Raw genomic sequence first — 15,786 nt, forward strand, 5'->3', positions numbered from 1 at the left:
GAAGCGCCACCGTCCGCTCAGTCTCCGAGGCGGTCCCATGGGTGAGTCCCTCACGGAGTCCAGGACGCAGACGACGCTGCCCGCCCCCGGTGGGCAGCGCGGTACCGAGCCCGGGCGTGCGGCCGGGGCACCGGAAAGGCGGGGGCCCATCGGGACACAGCGGGACGGCCGGCCGGGACAGGCCGAGGGGCACGAGGCGGTCATGCTCCTGGAGCGGGCCCGTGCGGAGGTCGACCCGGTACTGCGGGACGCGCTGGGCTCGCTGCCCGGGCCGATGCGCCGGATCACGCTCTACCACTTCGGCTGGGAGCAGCCGGACGGCACACCCGCCGAGGGCGGCTCCGGCAAGGCGATCCGGCCCGCGCTCGTCCTAGCCGCGGCGGCCGCCCTCGGCGGACCCGAGGCGCGGGCGGCGGCGCTCCGGGCGGCCGCGGCGGTGGAGCTGGTCCACAACTTCACGTTGCTGCACGACGACGTGATGGACCGGGACACCACCCGCCGGCACCGGCCCACCGCGTGGACCGTGTTCGGCGACCACGACGCGATCCTCGCCGGGGACGCCCTCCAGGCGCTGGCCATGCGGCTGCTCGCCGAGGACCCGCATCCGGCGGCTCCGGCCGCCACCGCCCGGCTGGCGGACTGCGTGGTCGAACTGTGCGCGGGACAGCACGCGGACACGGCCATGGAGCGGCGCGCCCCCGGCGAGGTCACGCTCGACGAGGTGCTCGCCATGGCGGAGGCCAAGACGGGCGCACTGCTGGGGAGCGCCTGTGCGATCGGCGGGCTGTACGCGGGTGCCGGGGCCGCGGACGTGGCGGCGCTGGACGCGTTCGGCCGGGAGGCCGGGCTCGCTTTCCAGCTCATCGACGACGTCATCGGCATATGGGGCGACCCGTGCCGCACCGGCAAGCCCGTCGGCGCGGATCTGGCCGCCCGCAAAAAGTCCCTGCCGGTCGTGGCGGCCTTCACCTCCGGCACACCGGCGGCCGCGGAACTCGCCGAACTGTACGCACGACCCAGCGAGAAGGAGGACCTCGACCACATCGCCCTGACCGTGGAGCGGGCGGGCGGCCGTGACTGGGCGCAGAACCAGGCGGCCGACCGGATGGCAGTGGCGATGCAGCAACTGGCACGCGCGGTGCCGGACCCGGAGGCGGCGGGCGGGCTGCTGGCCCTCGCCGAGTTCGTGACACGGCGCAGCAGTTGACGGCCGCCGGAGCGGCAACCGGCCGTCGGCAGCACTTGACGGACCTTCGGGTGACCGAAGGGCAGGACCCCGGAGTGCCGGGGCCGTGCGGCTCCTGACTCCGCACGGCCCCGGGCCTCCGGCCAGGCGGGTCCCGCACTGCCCCACGGTGTGCGGGGCCCGCCTCCTACTGCCTACTGCCGGTCATGACAGGCGCTTTGGGCAACTGTTCGATGAAATCCCGCCAAGCTCCTGCCCCACTTACGGGGACGGCTCCCAACCGCCCTACGATCAACGCCCGTCGGGACGAGTGAAGGGGCGGGACATGGGTGTGGCGATCCGGACGGCTGGCGAGGAGGACCAGGAGCTGGTCGTCCGGCTGCTGGACGAGGCGTTCCAGGACGACCCCGTGAGCGGCTGGGTCTTCCCCGGGGCGGAGGACCGTCGAGCCAATCACCCCGGGCTCATGGCCGCCTTCACCGGCATCGTGCTCGAGGCCGGACGCATCGACCTCACCGAGGACGGTTCGGCCTGTGCGCTGTGGCTGTCCATGCCGGCCGACGACCATGACGGCGACGCCGAGGACGACGGCCCGGCCCAGGTGCGTCAGGCCGTCGACCCGGACAACGAACGCATCGAGGCGATCGGCCGGCTGACCGCCGACATCCATCCCTCCGGGCGGGCCCACGAGTACCTGTGGATGATCGCCGTGGCCCCCCGCCGCCAGGGCGAGGGCCTCGGCACGGCGCTCATCGAGTCGGTCCTCGACCGCTGCGACCGCGAGGGGCTGCCCGCGTACCTGGAGGCGAGCAGCGCCCGCAGTCGCAAGCTGTACGAGCGCCTCGGCTTCGAGCTCACCGGCCCGGTGCTCGACCTCCCGGAGGACGGCCCGACCATGTGGCCGATGTGGCGCGAGCCCCGCACCGCCGAGGTCGCGTCCTGACCTTCTCGGCCCAGGCCTTGCCCTGCCCGGGCGCCTGACTCTGTCTGGCCGTCCGGTTGGCCTCGGCGGATTCCCGCATCGGCAATGCCGCGTCCTGGTTCTCCCCGCCCGCGCCTGGCTCGACCGGGCGCGCCGGCTCTGTCCAGCCCTGCCTCGGCCTCGGGGGAGCGTCGTATCGGCAAGGCCGCGTCCTGATCCTCTTCGCCCATGCCCGGTTCGACCGGGCCCTTGGCTGGTCTGGCCGTCCGGCTGGCCTCGGGGGGCGTCGTATCGGCAAGGCCGCGTCTTGACCTCTCCGCCCGTGCCCGGCTCGACGGGCCCCTGGCTCTGTCCGGCCCTCCGGCCGACCTCGGCCCCTGCCCCTCCCGTCGGCCCGGCTCCAGCCTCTCCGGCCGACCTCGGCCCCTGCCCCTCCGGTCGGCCCGGCTCAAGCCCCTCCGGTCAGCCCGCCCCGGGCCGCTCCACGAGCTGCTTGCGGCCAGCCCCCGCCCCTCCGCCCAGCCCTGCCCCTCCTACCCCTCCGGCAGCACCGCCGCCACGATCCGCTCCACCAGGCCGTCCGGCACGCTCACCCCGGGCAGTACGCCCTCCAGGACACCCGGCAGGGTCAGGTGCTCCAGGAGCAGGCCGAGCATGGCCAGGTACAGCACGGCGACGGACTCGTCGCCGCCGGGGAGGCCGGCTGTCCGGTGGAACTCCATGGCCTCCTCCAGGTCGCCGCGCACCGACTTGGTGTAGGAGGCGAGCAGTTCGGGACGCCGGGTGGCCTCCAGGCGCAGCTCCATGAGGGCCAGGTAGCCCGTGCGGTCGCGGGTCGCGCGGGCCATCAGGTCGTACATGAAGGCCGTGACCAGTGAGCGGTCCTTGGGGCGGGTCATCAGCTCGGCGACCACGTCGGGGTCGGGCGCGAGCCGTGCGTGCAGCCGGGTGTCGATCTGGCGCAGCAGGTCGGCACGGCCGGTGAAGTAGTTGGAGGCCGTGCCCACGGGCACGCCGGCCTCCGCGTCCACTGCGCGGAACGTCAGCCCGCGCGCTCCCTCGCGCGCGAGCACCTCGACGCCGGCGTCGACGAGCGCGGCCCGGCGCTCGGGGTTGCTGGCCATGCGGAGTCCCTTCTCCCACTTTCGACGGCTCGCGGTTATTCTCTTGCAACCACTACAGAAGGAGTACTACAACTGAAGTCGTTGCAGCGGCAGCCTACGAAAAGAGACCGGCTTGCGAAAGCTCACGTACTACATCGCCTGTTCCCTCGACGGCTTCATCGGCGACCCGGGTGGCGACGGATCTGAGATGGTCCGTTTCGCCGACGAGGACCTCGCCGCCTTCGTGAAGGCGGAATACCCGGAGACCCTGCCCACCCACGTCCGCCGGGCCCTCGGCATCGACGACCTGCCGAACAAGCGGTTCGACACCATCATCCAGGGCCGGGGCAGTTATGACGTCGCCCTGGAGGAAGACATCACCAGCCCGTATGCCCATCTGCGCGAATACGTCGCCTCCAGCACCCTGAAGGAGTCGCCCGACCCGAACGTCGAGATCATCGCGGACGATCTGGTCGGAAAGGTCCGCGAACTGAAGGCCGAGGACGGCGAGTTCGGCATCTACCTGTGCGGCGGCTCCAAGATCGCGGGCGAACTGCTCGACGAGATCGACGAGCTCGTGGTCAAGACCTACCCGCTGGTGTACGGCGCGGGCATGCCCATGTTCGGCTCCGGGTTCGCGATCTCGGAGTTCACCCTGGAGTCGGTGCGCACGTTCGGCAACGGCGCGCTGGTGCGCACGTACAGCAGGAAGCGCTGACGCCCCGACCGGCCTACCCTGAGGACATGGGCAGCGAAGAACACGTCTGTCCGACCTGCGGACAGCCAGTGGAAACAGTCGTCCGGCGTCACAAGACGCTGGGCGCGTGGGTCCCGCTCTGGGTGCGGGGTCCCTGCCGCAACCCCGAGTGCCCGGCCTTTGACGCGGGGGTGGCCGAGGGCGGTCACGCCGGCGAGGGCACCCGGACCGCCGACCAGCCCCGGTCCGCCGAGGGCACCGCCCCACCTGCGACGACCCCACCCGAAGACGCCCCCGGAGAAACCGTCGTGGAAAATCCCTGAGCTCGTGTCGAGAATCCCGGCCCGGCTCCGACGTCCCGTGTGAGAGCCGCCCGCCAGGGCGGTGAGAGCCGAAGGAGCGGACTGATGAAGTACCTGGTCATGGTGCAGGGCACGCAGGCGGACTACGAAGCCATGCGCGGCAAGGCGTCGGCGAACTCCCCCGCCTGGGGCGAGGAGGAGCTGCAGGCCATGTTCGCCTACATGGGCGCCATCAACGACGACCTCTCCGAGACGGGCGAACTCGTCGACGCGCAGGGCCTGGCCGAGCCGGCGCAGACCCGGCACGTCACCCTCGGTGACGACGGCAAGGCGGTGATCACCGACGGCCCGTACAGCGAGACCAAGGAGCTGCTGGCCGGCTACTGGGTCCTGGAGTGCGAGAGCCTGGAACGGGTTACGGAGATCGCCGAGCGCGTCGCCCGGTGCCCCCAACCGGCCGGCGCCCCCGACTCACCGGTCGTGATCCGTCCGGTCATGGACGGCTCCGGGGACATCTGAGGGCCGGGCGACACCGACGGACGCGCCGGTGAAGAGCACACCCGAGATCGAGGACCTGCTGCGCCGGAACGCGCCGCAGGTCCTCGGCGCGCTGGTCAGGCGGTACGGACACTTCGACGCCGCCGAGGACGCCGTACAGGAGGCGCTGCTCGCGGCGGCCGGGCAGTGGCCCGGGGAGGGTGTGCCCGGCAATCCGCGCGGCTGGCTGATCAAGGTCGCCTCGCGGCGGCTGACCGACGCCCTGCGCAGCGAGGAGGCGCGGCGGCAGCGCGAGGAGCGGGCGGCGGCGCTCACGCCTCGCGACGCCTTCACCGCCCCGCCACCCGGGGAGCGCGCTCCCCGCGAGGACGACACCCTCTCGCTGCTCTTCCTGTGCTGCCATCCGGACCTGACGCCGCCCGCGCAGATCGCGCTCACGCTGCGCGCCGTCGGCGGTCTGACCACGGCGGAGATCGCCCGCGCGTATCTGGTGCCGGAGGCGACGATGGCGCAGAGAATCAGCCGGGCCAAGCAGAAAGTGCGGGGCGTGCGCTTCGGCCGCCCCGAGCGCTGGGAGCAGCGGCTGCCGTCCGTCCTCCAGACCCTCTACCTGATCTTCAACGAGGGCTATACGGCCACCTCCGGCACCGCCCTCCAGCGGCGGGACCTCGCGGGCGAGGCCGTACGCCTGACCCGCACGGTCCACCGGCTGCTCCCCGACGACTGCGAGGTGGCCGGCCTGCTCGCGCTGATGCTGCTCACCGACGCCCGCCGCGACGCGCGCAGCGGACCGCACGGCGATCTGATCCCCCTCGACGAGCAGGACCGCGACCGCTGGGACAAGGCCGCGATCGAGGAGGGCGTCGCGCTGGTCACCGGGGCGCTGTCCCGGGGCCGGCACGGGCCGTACCAACTGCGTGCCGCGATCGCCGCAGTCCACGACGAGGCACCCTTGCCCGAGGTGACGGACTGGGCCGAGATCCTCGGTCTGTACGACGTCCTCGTCCGCCTGGTCCCCGGCCCGGTCGAACGCCTCAACCGCGCGGTCGCCGTCGCCATGGTCCACGGTCCGCACGCCGGCCTGTCCGAACTGGACGCCCTGGCAGCCGTGTTGAAGGGCCACCGCCTGGACGCCGTACGAGGACACCTCCTGGAACGCGTCGGCGATCCCCAAGCCGCCCGTGCCGCCTACGAGTCGGCGGCCGCCCAGACCCTCAGCCTGCCCGAGCAGCGCTATCTCCAGGCGCGGGCGGCGCGGTTGAAGGACTAGCGTGTGAGGCATGGACATGGCGGGGAAGCGGCGGCGCCGGGTGTGGCGCCGGGTGGTGATCGTGTGGGCGCTGGCCGTGGTCGTCGCGGGCGGGCTGACGCTGTGGATGCAGGACTCGACGGAGCCGCAGGGGCCGTACGTCTGGGAAGAGAACGATCCCGAGGAGACACCGGACCTGCCGCCCTGCCCGACGCCCGAGGAGGGCGGGGCGGTCCTGTGTGCGTACGCCGAAGTGGATTAGGCGCGCAGTCTGCCCGTCTCCGGATTCCGGGTCGTCAGGCAGTACGTGCCGCCCGCCGGGTCGCGCATCAGTGTCCAGCCCGAGAAGTCGGCCACGAACACAGCCCCCAGCTCCTCGTGCCACGCCCGGGCCGCCGCGACGTCCGCGCAGGCGAGGTCGAGGTGGGCGGAGGCCGGGCGTTCCTCGTCGAGGCGTTGCAGGAGCAGGCGTACCGGCAGGCCGGGCGGCGGCTCGACCACGTGGAACTCAGGGAGTGAACCGGGCCGCGACGTCCAGCCGTCCAGCAGCCCGCTCCAGAAGGCGACTTCGGCGTCGTAGGCAGACGGCGGCACGTCCACGCACACCTGGTCGAGGCGGCTGCCCCGCACCACCCCCGGCCGCGACGATTGCCCGCGCCAAGGGTCCGCGCAGAACAACTGCCCGCCGGGCGACCGCAGCACGACGAGCGACCCGAGGTCGGCCACCACGCTCGCGCCGAGCCGCGTCGCCGAGTCGGCGAACTCCCTCACGTCGTCCACACAGAAGTCGAGATGCGCACCGCCGTTGTCCGATCGCACCGCCTGGACCTTCAGACAGGCGTCGGCGTCGTCCGGGAGCAGCGTGCCGAACTCGGAGTGTTCTCCGCGCAGTTCGGAGAGCCGGGTGTCCGTGACCGCCGTCCAGAAGTCGCATGCGGTGTCGAAGGCCTCGCGCGGGCGGTCGATGAAGGCGTAGGTCCAGCGGATTCTCATGGTCCAGATCGTAGAGGGGCGACGTCATCGCCACCTGCGTGAACCTTGACCAGCCTTTGCCTTGCCGTTCCCCGCCTATTGGCCTGCACTTGTTTGCATTCAGGAATGGACCACATCACGTTCCTCGTGGCGGTCGTCATCGTGACGGCGCTCGCCTTCGACTTCACCAACGGATTCCACGACACGGCGAACGCGATGGCCACGTCCATCGCCACCGGCGCGCTCGCTCCCCGTACGGCGGTCCTGATCAGCGGTGTCCTCAACGTGGTCGGTGCCTTTCTGTCCACCGAGGTCGCCAAGACCATCTCGGGCGGCATAGTGGACGACACCCTCGTCACCCCGGGGATGATCTTCGCGGGCCTGGTCGGGGCGATCCTGTGGAACCTGCTGACCTGGCTGGTCGGTCTGCCGTCGAGTTCCTCGCACGCCCTGTTCGGCGGACTGATCGGGGCCGTGTGGGTCGGGGCGGGCAGTCACGGCGTCAACTTCGACAAGGTCGTCGAGAAGGTGCTGGTGCCGGCGGTGGCCTCGCCGGTCGTGGCCGGTGTCGCCGCGCTGCTGGCCACCTACCTCGCCTACCGGCTCACCGACCGCGCCCGCAAAGAGTCCGTGACCAAGGGCTTCCGGGTCGGCCAGATCGCCTCGGCCTCGCTGGTCTCCCTCGCCCACGGCACGAACGACGCGCAGAAGACCATGGGCGTCATCACCCTCACCCTGATCTCGGCCGGTGCGCTCGGCCACGACGCCGGACCGCCCCTGTGGGTGATCGCGTCCGCGGGCCTCGCCATCGGTCTCGGCACGTACCTCGGCGGCTGGCGCATCATCCGCACGATGGGCAAGGGCCTCACCGAGATCCAGTCGCCGCAGGGCTTCGCCGCCGAAACAGCCTCCACCACCGTCATCCTGACCTCCGCGCACCTCGGCTTCGCCCTGTCCACCACCCAGGTCGCCTCGGGCAGCATCCTCGGCGCGGGTCTCGGCCGCAGGCTCGCGGAGGTCCGCTGGGGCGTGGCGGGCCGCATGGCGCTCGCGTGGCTGATCACGCTGCCCGCCGCCGCACTGGTCGGCGGCCTGGCCGCGAGCGTGGTCCAGAGCGGCGGCGACCTCGGTACGGCGGTTGTCGCCCTGGTCGGCGCGGCCCTCGCCGCGGGCATCGTGGTCGTCTCGCGCCGCAATCCGGTGGACGCGCACAACGTCAACGACGCGCAGGAAGTCACCATCCGCAGCGAGCCGCCCGCCAAGGTCGGCACGGCCGCCTGAACCACGGGGAGTCGACATGCATCTGGACTGGACCGCACTCGGCCAGGTCACCGCGGTGAGCATCGGCGTCACCATCGCCGTGGTCGTCGTCTTCGCCCTCGGCGTCCTCGGCCTCGCCCAACTGGAGGGCGCCCGCGAACAGCAGGGCCGCACCTTTGCCCTCGGCCTCACCCAGGCGGCGCTGTGCTTCCTCGCCTGCGCGGCCGTGGTGGCGTACGGGATCTTCCTGATCGTCCCGCAGTTCCACTGACCGGCACCGACCGTCACTCACGACGAAAGGGCCCGGCCGGTTCTCCCGGCCGGGCCCCTTCGTCTGCCCGTGACTTCAGGCCTTCTTGGTCTCCCAGAAGATCTTGTCGACCTGGGCGATGTAGTCCAGCGCCTTCTGGCCGGTCGCCGGGTCGGTCGAACCCTTGGCGGCCGAGAGGGCCTTGAGGGTGTCGTTGACCAGCTGGTGCAGCTCGGGGTACTTCTCGAAGTGCGGCGGCTTGAAGTAGTCGCTCCACAGCACGGACACGTGGTGCTTCGCGAGCTCCGCGCGCTGCTCCTTGATGGTGGTGGCACGCGCCTGGAAGTGCGGGTCGTCGTTGCCGGCCATCTTCTCCTGGATGGCCTTCACCGACTCCGCCTCGATGCGGGCCTGGGCAGGGTCGTACACACCGCAGGGAAGGTCACAGTGTGCGCTGACCTTGACCTTGGGGGCAAACAGGCGGGAAAGCATGGAGCATTCCTTCCTCGTGATCGTCTTCTCACAGGGGACATTACTCCGTGAGGGACGGCTTTTCGCGAGTGCCCCCATGGGCTTAGGACAAAAGTCCGGGGTGAGACTGAGACTGGTGGACGAAGAACCGGGGAGGTGCCGGCTGATGCCGGAGCTGTCGCAGGAGTCCGAGCGGGGGAGGTCGGCCGCGCCCTTCGGGGTGGCCGAGGTGACCGGTCCGTCCATGGTGCCCACGCTGTACCACGGGGACCGGCTCCTGGTGCACTACGGGGCCCGGATCAAGCCCGGTGACGTCGTCGTGCTGCGGCACCCCTTCCAGCAGGACCTGCTCGTCGTCAAGCGGATCGCCCAGCGGCGCGAGAACGGCTGGTGGGTGCTCGCGGACAACGCGTACGCCGGCGGCGACAGCACCGACTACGGCGTCGTGCCCGACGAACTGGTGCTCGGCCGGGTCCGGTTCCGCTACCGGCCGCTCAGGCCCGGCCGCCGCTCGCCGTGGGCGCTGCTCGGCTGGGCGCTGTCGGCCGCCAGGCCCGTCTTCTCGGGCAGGTCGGGCCGGGCCGCCTCCAGGCGCTTGCGGGCGCGGTAGGCCGCCACGTTGGCGCGGGTCGCGCAGCGGTCGGAGCAGTAGCGCCGGGAGCGGTTGGTGGAGGTGTCCAGGTAGGCGTTGCGGCAGGGCGCGGCCTCGCACAGGCCGAGCCGGTCCACGCCGTACTCGGTCAGGTGGAACGCCAGGCCCATCGCCGCGATCGCCGCGTAGCCCGCGGTCGCGTTGGACGGATGGTCCGCCAGGTGCATGTGCCACAGGGGACGGCCGTCGTCGTCGCGGAAGTCGTGCCCGGAGATCTGCGGACTCACCGGGAACTCCAGCAGCAGTGAGTTCAGCAGGTCCACGGCGAGCGTCTCGTCGCCGGTGTCGGCCGCCTCGAAGACCGCGCGCAGCCGGGCCCGCACCGAGCGGAAGCGTGTGACGTCCGCGTCGGTGGCGCGACGGGCCGCCGACTGGTTGACGCCGAACAGATCACGGACCGCCTCGACCGACGTCAGGGTGTCCTTGCCCCGGGCCGGTTCCTCGGTGTTGACGAGGCGCACCGCATAGTCCGAGTAATAGGCCAGTTCCACTTGTAGTCCTTACGGAGGGGCTTTATGGTCGTGAGCGCGCACTTGTAACAGCTGATGGTGCTTCCAGGGTATTACGAGGGAGGGGCTCGATGACGGACGCGGACACCACCACGGCCACCACCGACTGGCAGGCCTGGCAGGAGAGCTGGGACCGGCAGCAGGAGTGGTATCTGCCCGACCGCGAGGAACGATTCCGGATCATGCTCGACATGGTCGAGGCCCTCGTGGGCACCGCCCCGCGCGTGCTGGACCTCGCCTGCGGCACGGGGAGTATCACCGCCCGGCTGCTCGCCCGGTTCCCGGAGGCCACCAGCACCGGCGTCGACCTCGACCCGGCGCTCCTCGCCATCGCCCAGGGCACCTTCGCGGGCGACGACCGGGTCACCCTGGTCACCGCCGACCTCAAGGAACCCGACTGGCCGGCGAAGCTGCCGTACGACTCGTACGACGCCGTCCTGACCGCGACGGCCCTGCACTGGCTGCACCGGGAACCCCTCGCGGACCTCTACGGCCAGGTCGCGGGAGTGGTCCGCGACGGCGGTGTCTTCATGAACGCGGACCACATGATCGACGAGACGACGCCCGGGATCAACGCCGCCGAGCGCGCGCAGCGCCACGCCCGCATGGAACAGGCCAGGCGATCCGGCGTCCTCGGCTGGACCGAGTGGTGGCAGCTCGCCGCCAAGGACCCGGTCCTCGCCGAACCCACGGCCCGGCGCTACGAGATCTACGGCGACCACGCGGACGGCGACATGCCGTCGGCGGCGTGGCACGCGCGCGTGCTGCGCGAGAAGGGGTTCGGCGAGGCCAGGCCGGTGTGGTGCTCGCCCTCGGACACCCTGCTGCTCGCCCTGAAGTAGCAAGCCGAAGGGGGCGGTACGGAGTTCCCGTACCGCCCCCTCGCCGTGTGTGAAGTCAGAGCACCTTCGACAGGAACGACTTCGTCCGCTCGTGCTGCGGGTTCGTCAGTACCTCACGCGGGTGGCCGGATTCGACCACCACACCGCCGTCCATGAAGACCAGACTGTCGCCCACCTCGCGGGCGAAGCCCATCTCGTGGGTGACGACGATCATCGTCATGCCGGACTCGGCGAGGTCGCGCATGACGTCCAGGACGTCACCGACCAGCTCCGGGTCGAGCGCCGACGTCGGCTCGTCGAACAGCATCAGCTTCGGGTCCATGGCGAGGGCCCGGGCGATGGCGACGCGCTGCTGCTGGCCGCCGGAGAGCTGCGCGGGGTAGCTGCCCGCCTTGTCGGCCAGGCCCACCCGGTCCAGGAGCTCCAGGGCACGCAGCCGGGCCTGGCTCCTGCTCACGCCCTTGACCTGGACCGGCGCCTCCATGATGTTCTCAACGGCCGTCATGTGCGGGAACAGGTTGAAGCGCTGGAAGACCATGCCGATGTCCCGGCGCTTGACGGCGACCTCGCTGTCCTTCAGCTCGTAGAGCTTGTCGCCCTTCTGGCGGTAGCCGACCAGCTCCCCGTCCACGTACAGGCGGCCGGCGTTGATCTTCTCCAGGTGGTTGATGCACCTCAGGAAGGTCGACTTGCCGGAGCCGGAGGGGCCGATGAGGCAGAACACCTCGCCGGACTTCACCTCCAGGTCGATGCCCTTGAGGACTTCGAGGGGGCCGAAGCTCTTGTGGACACCTTCGGCCTTGACCATGGGGGTCATGCGGTGCCTCCCGTCGGCTTGGAGCGGCTGGACAGGGACAGCACGTTCGCCTTGATCTTCTGGAACGGCGTGGCCGGGAGCGAATGGCTCGAACCACGCGCGTAGTACCGCTCCAGGTAGTACTGGCCGATGCTGAAGACCGAGGTCAGCAGCAGGTACCAGGCCGCCGCAAGGAACAGCATCTCGGCGGGGGCGCCGGAGGTCTGGCCGATGTCCTGGGCGGCACGGAGCAACTCGGGATACTGGACGACCGAGACCAGCGAGGTCGTCTTCAGCATGTTGATGACCTCGTTGCCCGTCGGTGGCACGATCACGCGCATCGCCTGCGGGATGACGATCCGGCGCAGCGTCTTGGCGTGGCTCATGCCCAGCGCGTGCGACGCCTCGGTCTGGCCCTCGTCGACGGAGAGCAGACCGGCCCGGCAGATCTCCGCCATGTAGGCGGCCTCGTTGAGGCCGAGGCCCAGCAGCGCCGTCAGGAACGGGGTCATGAAGTCCGACCACTCGTCCTTGTAGAACGGCCCGAGGTTGATGTACTCGAAGACCAGGCCCAGGTTGAACCAGACGATCAGCTGCACCAGGACCGGGGTGCCGCGGAAGAACCAGATGTAGAACCACGCGATCGACGAGGTCACCGGGTTCTTCGACAGGCGCATCACGGCGAGCAGGACGCCGCCGACGATGCCGATCACCATGGACAGCACGGTCAGCAGGAGCGTCCTGCCCACGCCGTCCAGGATGCGGTCGTCGAAGAAGTAGTCCGGGATCGCGCCCCAGTTGATCTTGCCCTGGGAGAACGCGTAGACGACCCCGACCAGCAGGGCGATGGTGACGACGGCGGAGATGTACCGCCCGTAGTGCCGGACCGGGATGGCCTTGATGGCCTCCGGCCCGGCCGGGGGCGTGTCGCCCGTCGTCTTGTCGATGTCAACAGTCACGGGTGTTGCCTTTCAGTGCCGCTGTGTCGCGGTCACTTGCCGCCGTTGATGGTGGCTTCCTTGACGGCGCCGTCCGTGACGCCCCACTTCTTCATGATCTTGTCGTACTCGCCGTTCGCGATGACGGCGTCCAGCGCGGCCTTGAGGGCGTCCCGCAGCTGCGTCTGGTTCTTGGCGACCGCGATGCCGTACGGAGCGGCCTCGACCTGCTCGCCGACCAGCTGGAAGTCCTTGCCGCCGCCGGAGGTCTTCACGGCGTACGCGGCGACCGGGAAGTCGGACGAGCCGGCGTCGGCGCCACCCGCGCGCAGGCGGGTCTGGGCCTGCTGGTCGTTGTCGAAGGGCTCGATGGCGATCTTCTTGCCGGCCGGGCACTTCTTCGACTCGGCCTTGGCGAGGTCCTCGGAGACCGTGCCGCGCTGCAGCACGATCTTCTTGCCGCACAGGTCGGACCAGGTCTTGATGCCCTGGTCGTCGCCCTTCTTGGTGTAGATCGAGACACCGGCGGTGAAGTAGTCGACGAAGTCGACGCCCTCGCCGACCTTCTTGCCGGTGTCGGAGTCGATGCCCTCCTGGCGGTCCTTGGTGTCGGTCATCGCGGACATGGCGATGTCGTACCGCTTGGAACGCAGACCCGTGATCAGCGTGTCGAAGGTGCCGTTCTCGAACTGGAAGTCGACCCCGAGCTGCTTGCCCATGGCGGCGGCGAGGTCCGGGTCGATACCGACCGTCTTGCCCGAGCTGTCCTTGAACTCGACCGGGGCGTAGGCGATGTCGGAACCGACCTTGATGACGCCCTTGTCGCGGATCGACTGCGGCAGCTTGTCGGCGAGCGGGGCCGCGGCCGTCGCGGTCTCGCCGTCCGAGCCGGTGTCCTTGGTCTGGTCACCGCATCCGGTGAGCATCAGCGCGCCTGCGACCGCGATCGCACCGACCGCTGCTAGCCGGGAGTGCGCGGCGGTCGTACGACGGGTGGAGCTTGCGGTCATGGTGGGTTCCTCCGGCGGATGGGTGGAGTTGCCGATGGGGCGGGCGCTGCCGATGCGTTCGGCAGTGCCGTGGACTGCCGACGGTGCCGACAGTGCCGTGGGTCGACGAGAACACACGTCTTCGAGTGTCGCGACCTCGTGTGATTACGGCATCTTGCCATTCGGACTGCGCCATTCTGGGCGCCAGCCATGTCAAAATCGGATAACGGGCGACCCCCGAACCGCATCACTCCGGTACATCACGGCCGGACCTTCTGCGGGAATCACTCCTTCCAGCCGGAAGATCTTCGGTATGTCCCGGGAATCCAATACGGGGTCCGAGGGATTCGCCGGCCTTTGAACGGTTGTCGAGGATTTGTCCAGACCTTGTCCCGATATTGGACGAAGAGTCGGGACGCCCGTGTGTGACCTTCGCGTTATGGACTCGTCGTCGGTGCGGTCCGTCCGGTAAGAAGGGTCCTTACACCCCTCATCCGGGGCTCAGGGCGCGTGTGCGGCGCGCCCATCGCGTATGTGCCCGTACGTATCACGTACACAGCACGACCACGGCCGTACGCGGTCCCGCCCACGCCTCACCAGGAGTGGCCACCCTCAGACCAATGAAGATTTAAGGGGTAAAACGAAGTGGCAGCGGAGATCGTCAATCCTCGCAGCGAGAGCACGACGGACCATACGGGTCACGAGGGCGGTGCGGAGCCCCTCGACTCCTTCGATCCGGCGTTCGCGCTCCACCGCGGCGGCAAGATGGCCGTGCAGGCCACGGTGCCGGTCCGTGACAAGGACGACCTGTCCCTGGCGTACACGCCCGGCGTCGCGAAGGTGTGCAGCGCGATCGCGGAGCAGCCGGAGCTCGTGCACGACTACACGTGGAAGTCGTCGGTCGTGGCCGTCGTGACGGACGGTACGGCCGTGCTGGGGCTCGGTGACATCGGGCCCGAGGCCTCCCTCCCGGTGATGGAGGGCAAGGCGATTCTGTTCAAGCAGTTCGGTGGCGTGGACGCGGTTCCGATCGCGCTGAACTGCACGGACGTCGACGAGATCGTCGAGACGGTGGTGCGGCTCGCGCCGTCGTTCGGCGGGGTCAACCTGGAGGACATCTCGGCGCCGCGGTGCTTCGAGATCGAGCGGAAGCTCCAGGAGCGGCTGGACGTTCCCGTCTTCCACGACGACCAGCACGGTACGGCGGTCGTGACGCTGGCGGCCCTGCGGAACGCCGCGCGGCTGAGCAAGCGGGCGCTGGGGGATCTGCGGGCCGTCATCTCCGGCGCGGGTGCGGCGGGTGTCGCCATCGCGAAGATGCTGGTCGAGGCCGGGATCGAGGATGTCGCGGTGGCCGACCGCAAGGGTGTCGTGTCGGCGGACCGGGACGATCTGACGCCGGTGAAGCGGGAGCTGGCCGGGTTCACGAACAAGGCGGGTATCAGCGGGTCGCTGGAGACGGCGCTGGCCGGGGCCGATGTGTTCATCGGGGTGTCCGGCGGGACGGTGCCGGAGGACGCGGTGGCGTCGATGGCCGAGGGGGCGTTCGTTTTCGCCATGGCGAACCCGAACCCCGAGGTGCATCCCGAGGTCGCGCACAAGTACGCGGCCGTGGTGGCTACCGGGCGGTCGGACTTCCCGAACCAGATCAACAACGTGCTGGCGTTTCCGGGGATCTTCGCGGGTGCCTTGCAGGTGCGGGCGTCGCGGATCACGGAGGGGATGAAGCTGGCTGCCGCGGAGGCGCTGGCGGGCGTGGTCGGGGACGACCTCGCGGCCGACTACGTCATCCCGTCGCCGTTCGACGAGCGGGTCGCGCCGGCGGTGACGGCTGCGGTGGCGGCGGCGGCTCGGGCAGAGGGTGTGGCTCGGCGGTAGCGCGCTGCGCGCTGCGCGGTGCGCGGTGGTGTGAGTGGCCCCGCCCGGGTGGGCGGGGCCATTTTTTACCTTGGGGTGCGGCTGTTCGGGTGGTGTGGGGTGCCTGCGGCGGCCTGTGCGCCTTCTCGCCGCGCGGGTGCGGGCGCGCCTCCGCTCAGCTGCGTGCGTGCGCCTAGATGTGCTGTCCCGGGACGTTGGTGACGGGCGACACGCCTTGAGTGGTCCTTGAACGGGGTGAGGGCCCCTGGTTTCGGTGTGGATTGCGACACCTA

At 70.3% G+C, this 15,786-nt stretch carries 18 protein-coding genes and 1 pseudogene; 12 read left to right on the forward strand and 7 right to left on the reverse strand.

Annotated features, from left to right (window positions below):
- Positions 1-37: 37 nt before the first annotated feature.
- Positions 38-1,207 (forward strand): family 2 encapsulin nanocompartment cargo protein polyprenyl transferase, encoded by a 1,170-nt coding sequence (locus ACIBNA_RS27410; RefSeq protein WP_399167841.1) that lies wholly within the window; start codon positions 38-40, stop codon positions 1,205-1,207.
- 304 nt (positions 1,208-1,511) lie between these two features.
- On the forward strand, positions 1,512-2,129 hold the full coding sequence (locus ACIBNA_RS27415) for a GNAT family N-acetyltransferase (RefSeq protein WP_399167843.1): 618 nt from the start codon (positions 1,512-1,514) through the stop codon (positions 2,127-2,129).
- Between the two features lie 512 nt (positions 2,130-2,641).
- Here the strand turns inward: ACIBNA_RS27415 and ACIBNA_RS27420 are convergent.
- Positions 2,642-3,232, reverse strand: coding sequence for a TetR/AcrR family transcriptional regulator (locus ACIBNA_RS27420; RefSeq protein ID WP_399167845.1), 591 nt, complete (start codon positions 3,230-3,232; stop codon positions 2,642-2,644).
- Positions 3,233-3,344: 112 nt separating this feature from the next.
- Between ACIBNA_RS27420 and ACIBNA_RS27425 the strand changes: the two genes are divergently transcribed.
- The 5 genes from ACIBNA_RS27425 to ACIBNA_RS27445 all read left to right on the forward strand — a co-directional run bounded on the left by ACIBNA_RS27425 (position 3,345) and on the right by ACIBNA_RS27445 (position 6,219).
- On the forward strand, positions 3,345-3,929 hold the full coding sequence (locus ACIBNA_RS27425; protein ID WP_399167847.1) for a dihydrofolate reductase family protein: 585 nt from the start codon (positions 3,345-3,347) through the stop codon (positions 3,927-3,929).
- A gap of 26 nt (positions 3,930-3,955) precedes the next feature.
- The gene (locus ACIBNA_RS27430) at positions 3,956-4,231 is read left to right on the forward strand and encodes a hypothetical protein (protein ID WP_399167849.1); all 276 of its coding nucleotides are present in this window, start codon (positions 3,956-3,958) and stop codon (positions 4,229-4,231) included.
- 84 nt (positions 4,232-4,315) lie between these two features.
- A complete protein-coding gene (locus tag ACIBNA_RS27435) occupies positions 4,316-4,729 on the forward strand; it encodes a YciI family protein (protein ID WP_399167851.1) in 414 nt (137 codons plus the stop codon).
- 28 nt (positions 4,730-4,757) lie between these two features.
- Positions 4,758-5,978, forward strand: a complete 1,221-nt coding sequence (locus ACIBNA_RS27440) for an RNA polymerase sigma factor (RefSeq protein WP_399167853.1) — start codon at positions 4,758-4,760, stop codon at positions 5,976-5,978.
- A 10-nt stretch (positions 5,979-5,988) separates the two neighbouring features.
- Positions 5,989-6,219, forward strand: coding sequence for a hypothetical protein (locus ACIBNA_RS27445; RefSeq protein ID WP_399167855.1), 231 nt, complete (start codon positions 5,989-5,991; stop codon positions 6,217-6,219).
- Here the strand turns inward: ACIBNA_RS27445 and ACIBNA_RS27450 are convergent.
- Positions 6,216-6,950, reverse strand: coding sequence for a VOC family protein (locus tag ACIBNA_RS27450; RefSeq protein ID WP_399167857.1), 735 nt, complete (start codon positions 6,948-6,950; stop codon positions 6,216-6,218). The two genes, ACIBNA_RS27445 and ACIBNA_RS27450, sit on opposite strands and share 4 nt — an antisense overlap.
- A gap of 105 nt (positions 6,951-7,055) precedes the next feature.
- On the opposite strand from ACIBNA_RS27450, the gene ACIBNA_RS27455 reads away from it, so the two are divergent.
- Positions 7,056-8,210: an anion permease gene (locus tag ACIBNA_RS27455; RefSeq protein WP_399167859.1), complete on the forward strand. Its 1,155-nt coding sequence runs from the start codon at positions 7,056-7,058 to the stop codon at positions 8,208-8,210.
- Positions 8,211-8,226: 16 nt separating this feature from the next.
- Complete coding sequence (locus tag ACIBNA_RS27460; RefSeq protein WP_399167861.1) at positions 8,227-8,460, forward strand: hypothetical protein; 234 nt, start codon at positions 8,227-8,229, stop codon at positions 8,458-8,460.
- A gap of 75 nt (positions 8,461-8,535) precedes the next feature.
- Here the strand turns inward: ACIBNA_RS27460 and sodN are convergent, their stop codons facing one another.
- A complete protein-coding gene (sodN, locus tag ACIBNA_RS27465; protein WP_399167863.1) occupies positions 8,536-8,931 on the reverse strand; it encodes a superoxide dismutase, Ni in 396 nt (131 codons plus the stop codon).
- A gap of 223 nt (positions 8,932-9,154) precedes the next feature.
- Here sodN and ACIBNA_RS27470 point away from each other — a divergent pair.
- Positions 9,155-9,328 (forward strand): annotated as a pseudogene (locus ACIBNA_RS27470) (S24 family peptidase); the annotation flags it as partial.
- Positions 9,329-9,393: 65 nt separating this feature from the next.
- On the opposite strand, the gene ACIBNA_RS27475 reads toward ACIBNA_RS27470, so the two are convergent.
- Positions 9,394-10,053 (reverse strand): CGNR zinc finger domain-containing protein, encoded by a 660-nt coding sequence (locus ACIBNA_RS27475; RefSeq protein WP_274819406.1) that lies wholly within the window; start codon positions 10,051-10,053, stop codon positions 9,394-9,396.
- A gap of 89 nt (positions 10,054-10,142) precedes the next feature.
- On the opposite strand from ACIBNA_RS27475, the gene ACIBNA_RS27480 reads away from it, so the two are divergent.
- Positions 10,143-10,913 (forward strand): class I SAM-dependent methyltransferase, encoded by a 771-nt coding sequence (locus tag ACIBNA_RS27480; RefSeq protein ID WP_399167865.1) that lies wholly within the window; start codon positions 10,143-10,145, stop codon positions 10,911-10,913.
- Positions 10,914-10,968: 55 nt separating this feature from the next.
- Here ACIBNA_RS27480 and ACIBNA_RS27485 read toward each other — a convergent pair whose 3' ends face one another.
- The 3 genes from ACIBNA_RS27485 to ACIBNA_RS27495 are packed head-to-tail and all read right to left on the reverse strand — an operon-like array spanning position 10,969 to position 13,657.
- Positions 10,969-11,730, reverse strand: coding sequence for an amino acid ABC transporter ATP-binding protein (locus tag ACIBNA_RS27485; RefSeq protein WP_399167867.1), 762 nt, complete (start codon positions 11,728-11,730; stop codon positions 10,969-10,971).
- Positions 11,727-12,668, reverse strand: a complete 942-nt coding sequence (locus ACIBNA_RS27490) for an amino acid ABC transporter permease (RefSeq protein WP_399167868.1) — start codon at positions 12,666-12,668, stop codon at positions 11,727-11,729. Before ACIBNA_RS27490 ends, ACIBNA_RS27485 begins: the two co-directional genes overlap by 4 nt.
- Before the next feature lie 32 nt (positions 12,669-12,700).
- Positions 12,701-13,657 (reverse strand): ABC transporter substrate-binding protein, encoded by a 957-nt coding sequence (locus tag ACIBNA_RS27495; RefSeq protein WP_399167870.1) that lies wholly within the window; start codon positions 13,655-13,657, stop codon positions 12,701-12,703.
- A gap of 624 nt (positions 13,658-14,281) precedes the next feature.
- Here ACIBNA_RS27495 and ACIBNA_RS27500 point away from each other — a divergent pair.
- Entirely contained in the window at positions 14,282-15,514 is a 1,233-nt protein-coding gene (locus ACIBNA_RS27500; protein WP_399167872.1) for an NADP-dependent malic enzyme, read from the forward strand.
- Positions 15,515-15,786: the final 272 nt, after the last annotated feature.

This window comes from Streptomyces sp. NPDC050164 (assembly GCF_044459945.1).
Taxonomy (GTDB): domain Bacteria; phylum Actinomycetota; class Actinomycetes; order Streptomycetales; family Streptomycetaceae; genus Streptomyces; species Streptomyces coeruleorubidus_A.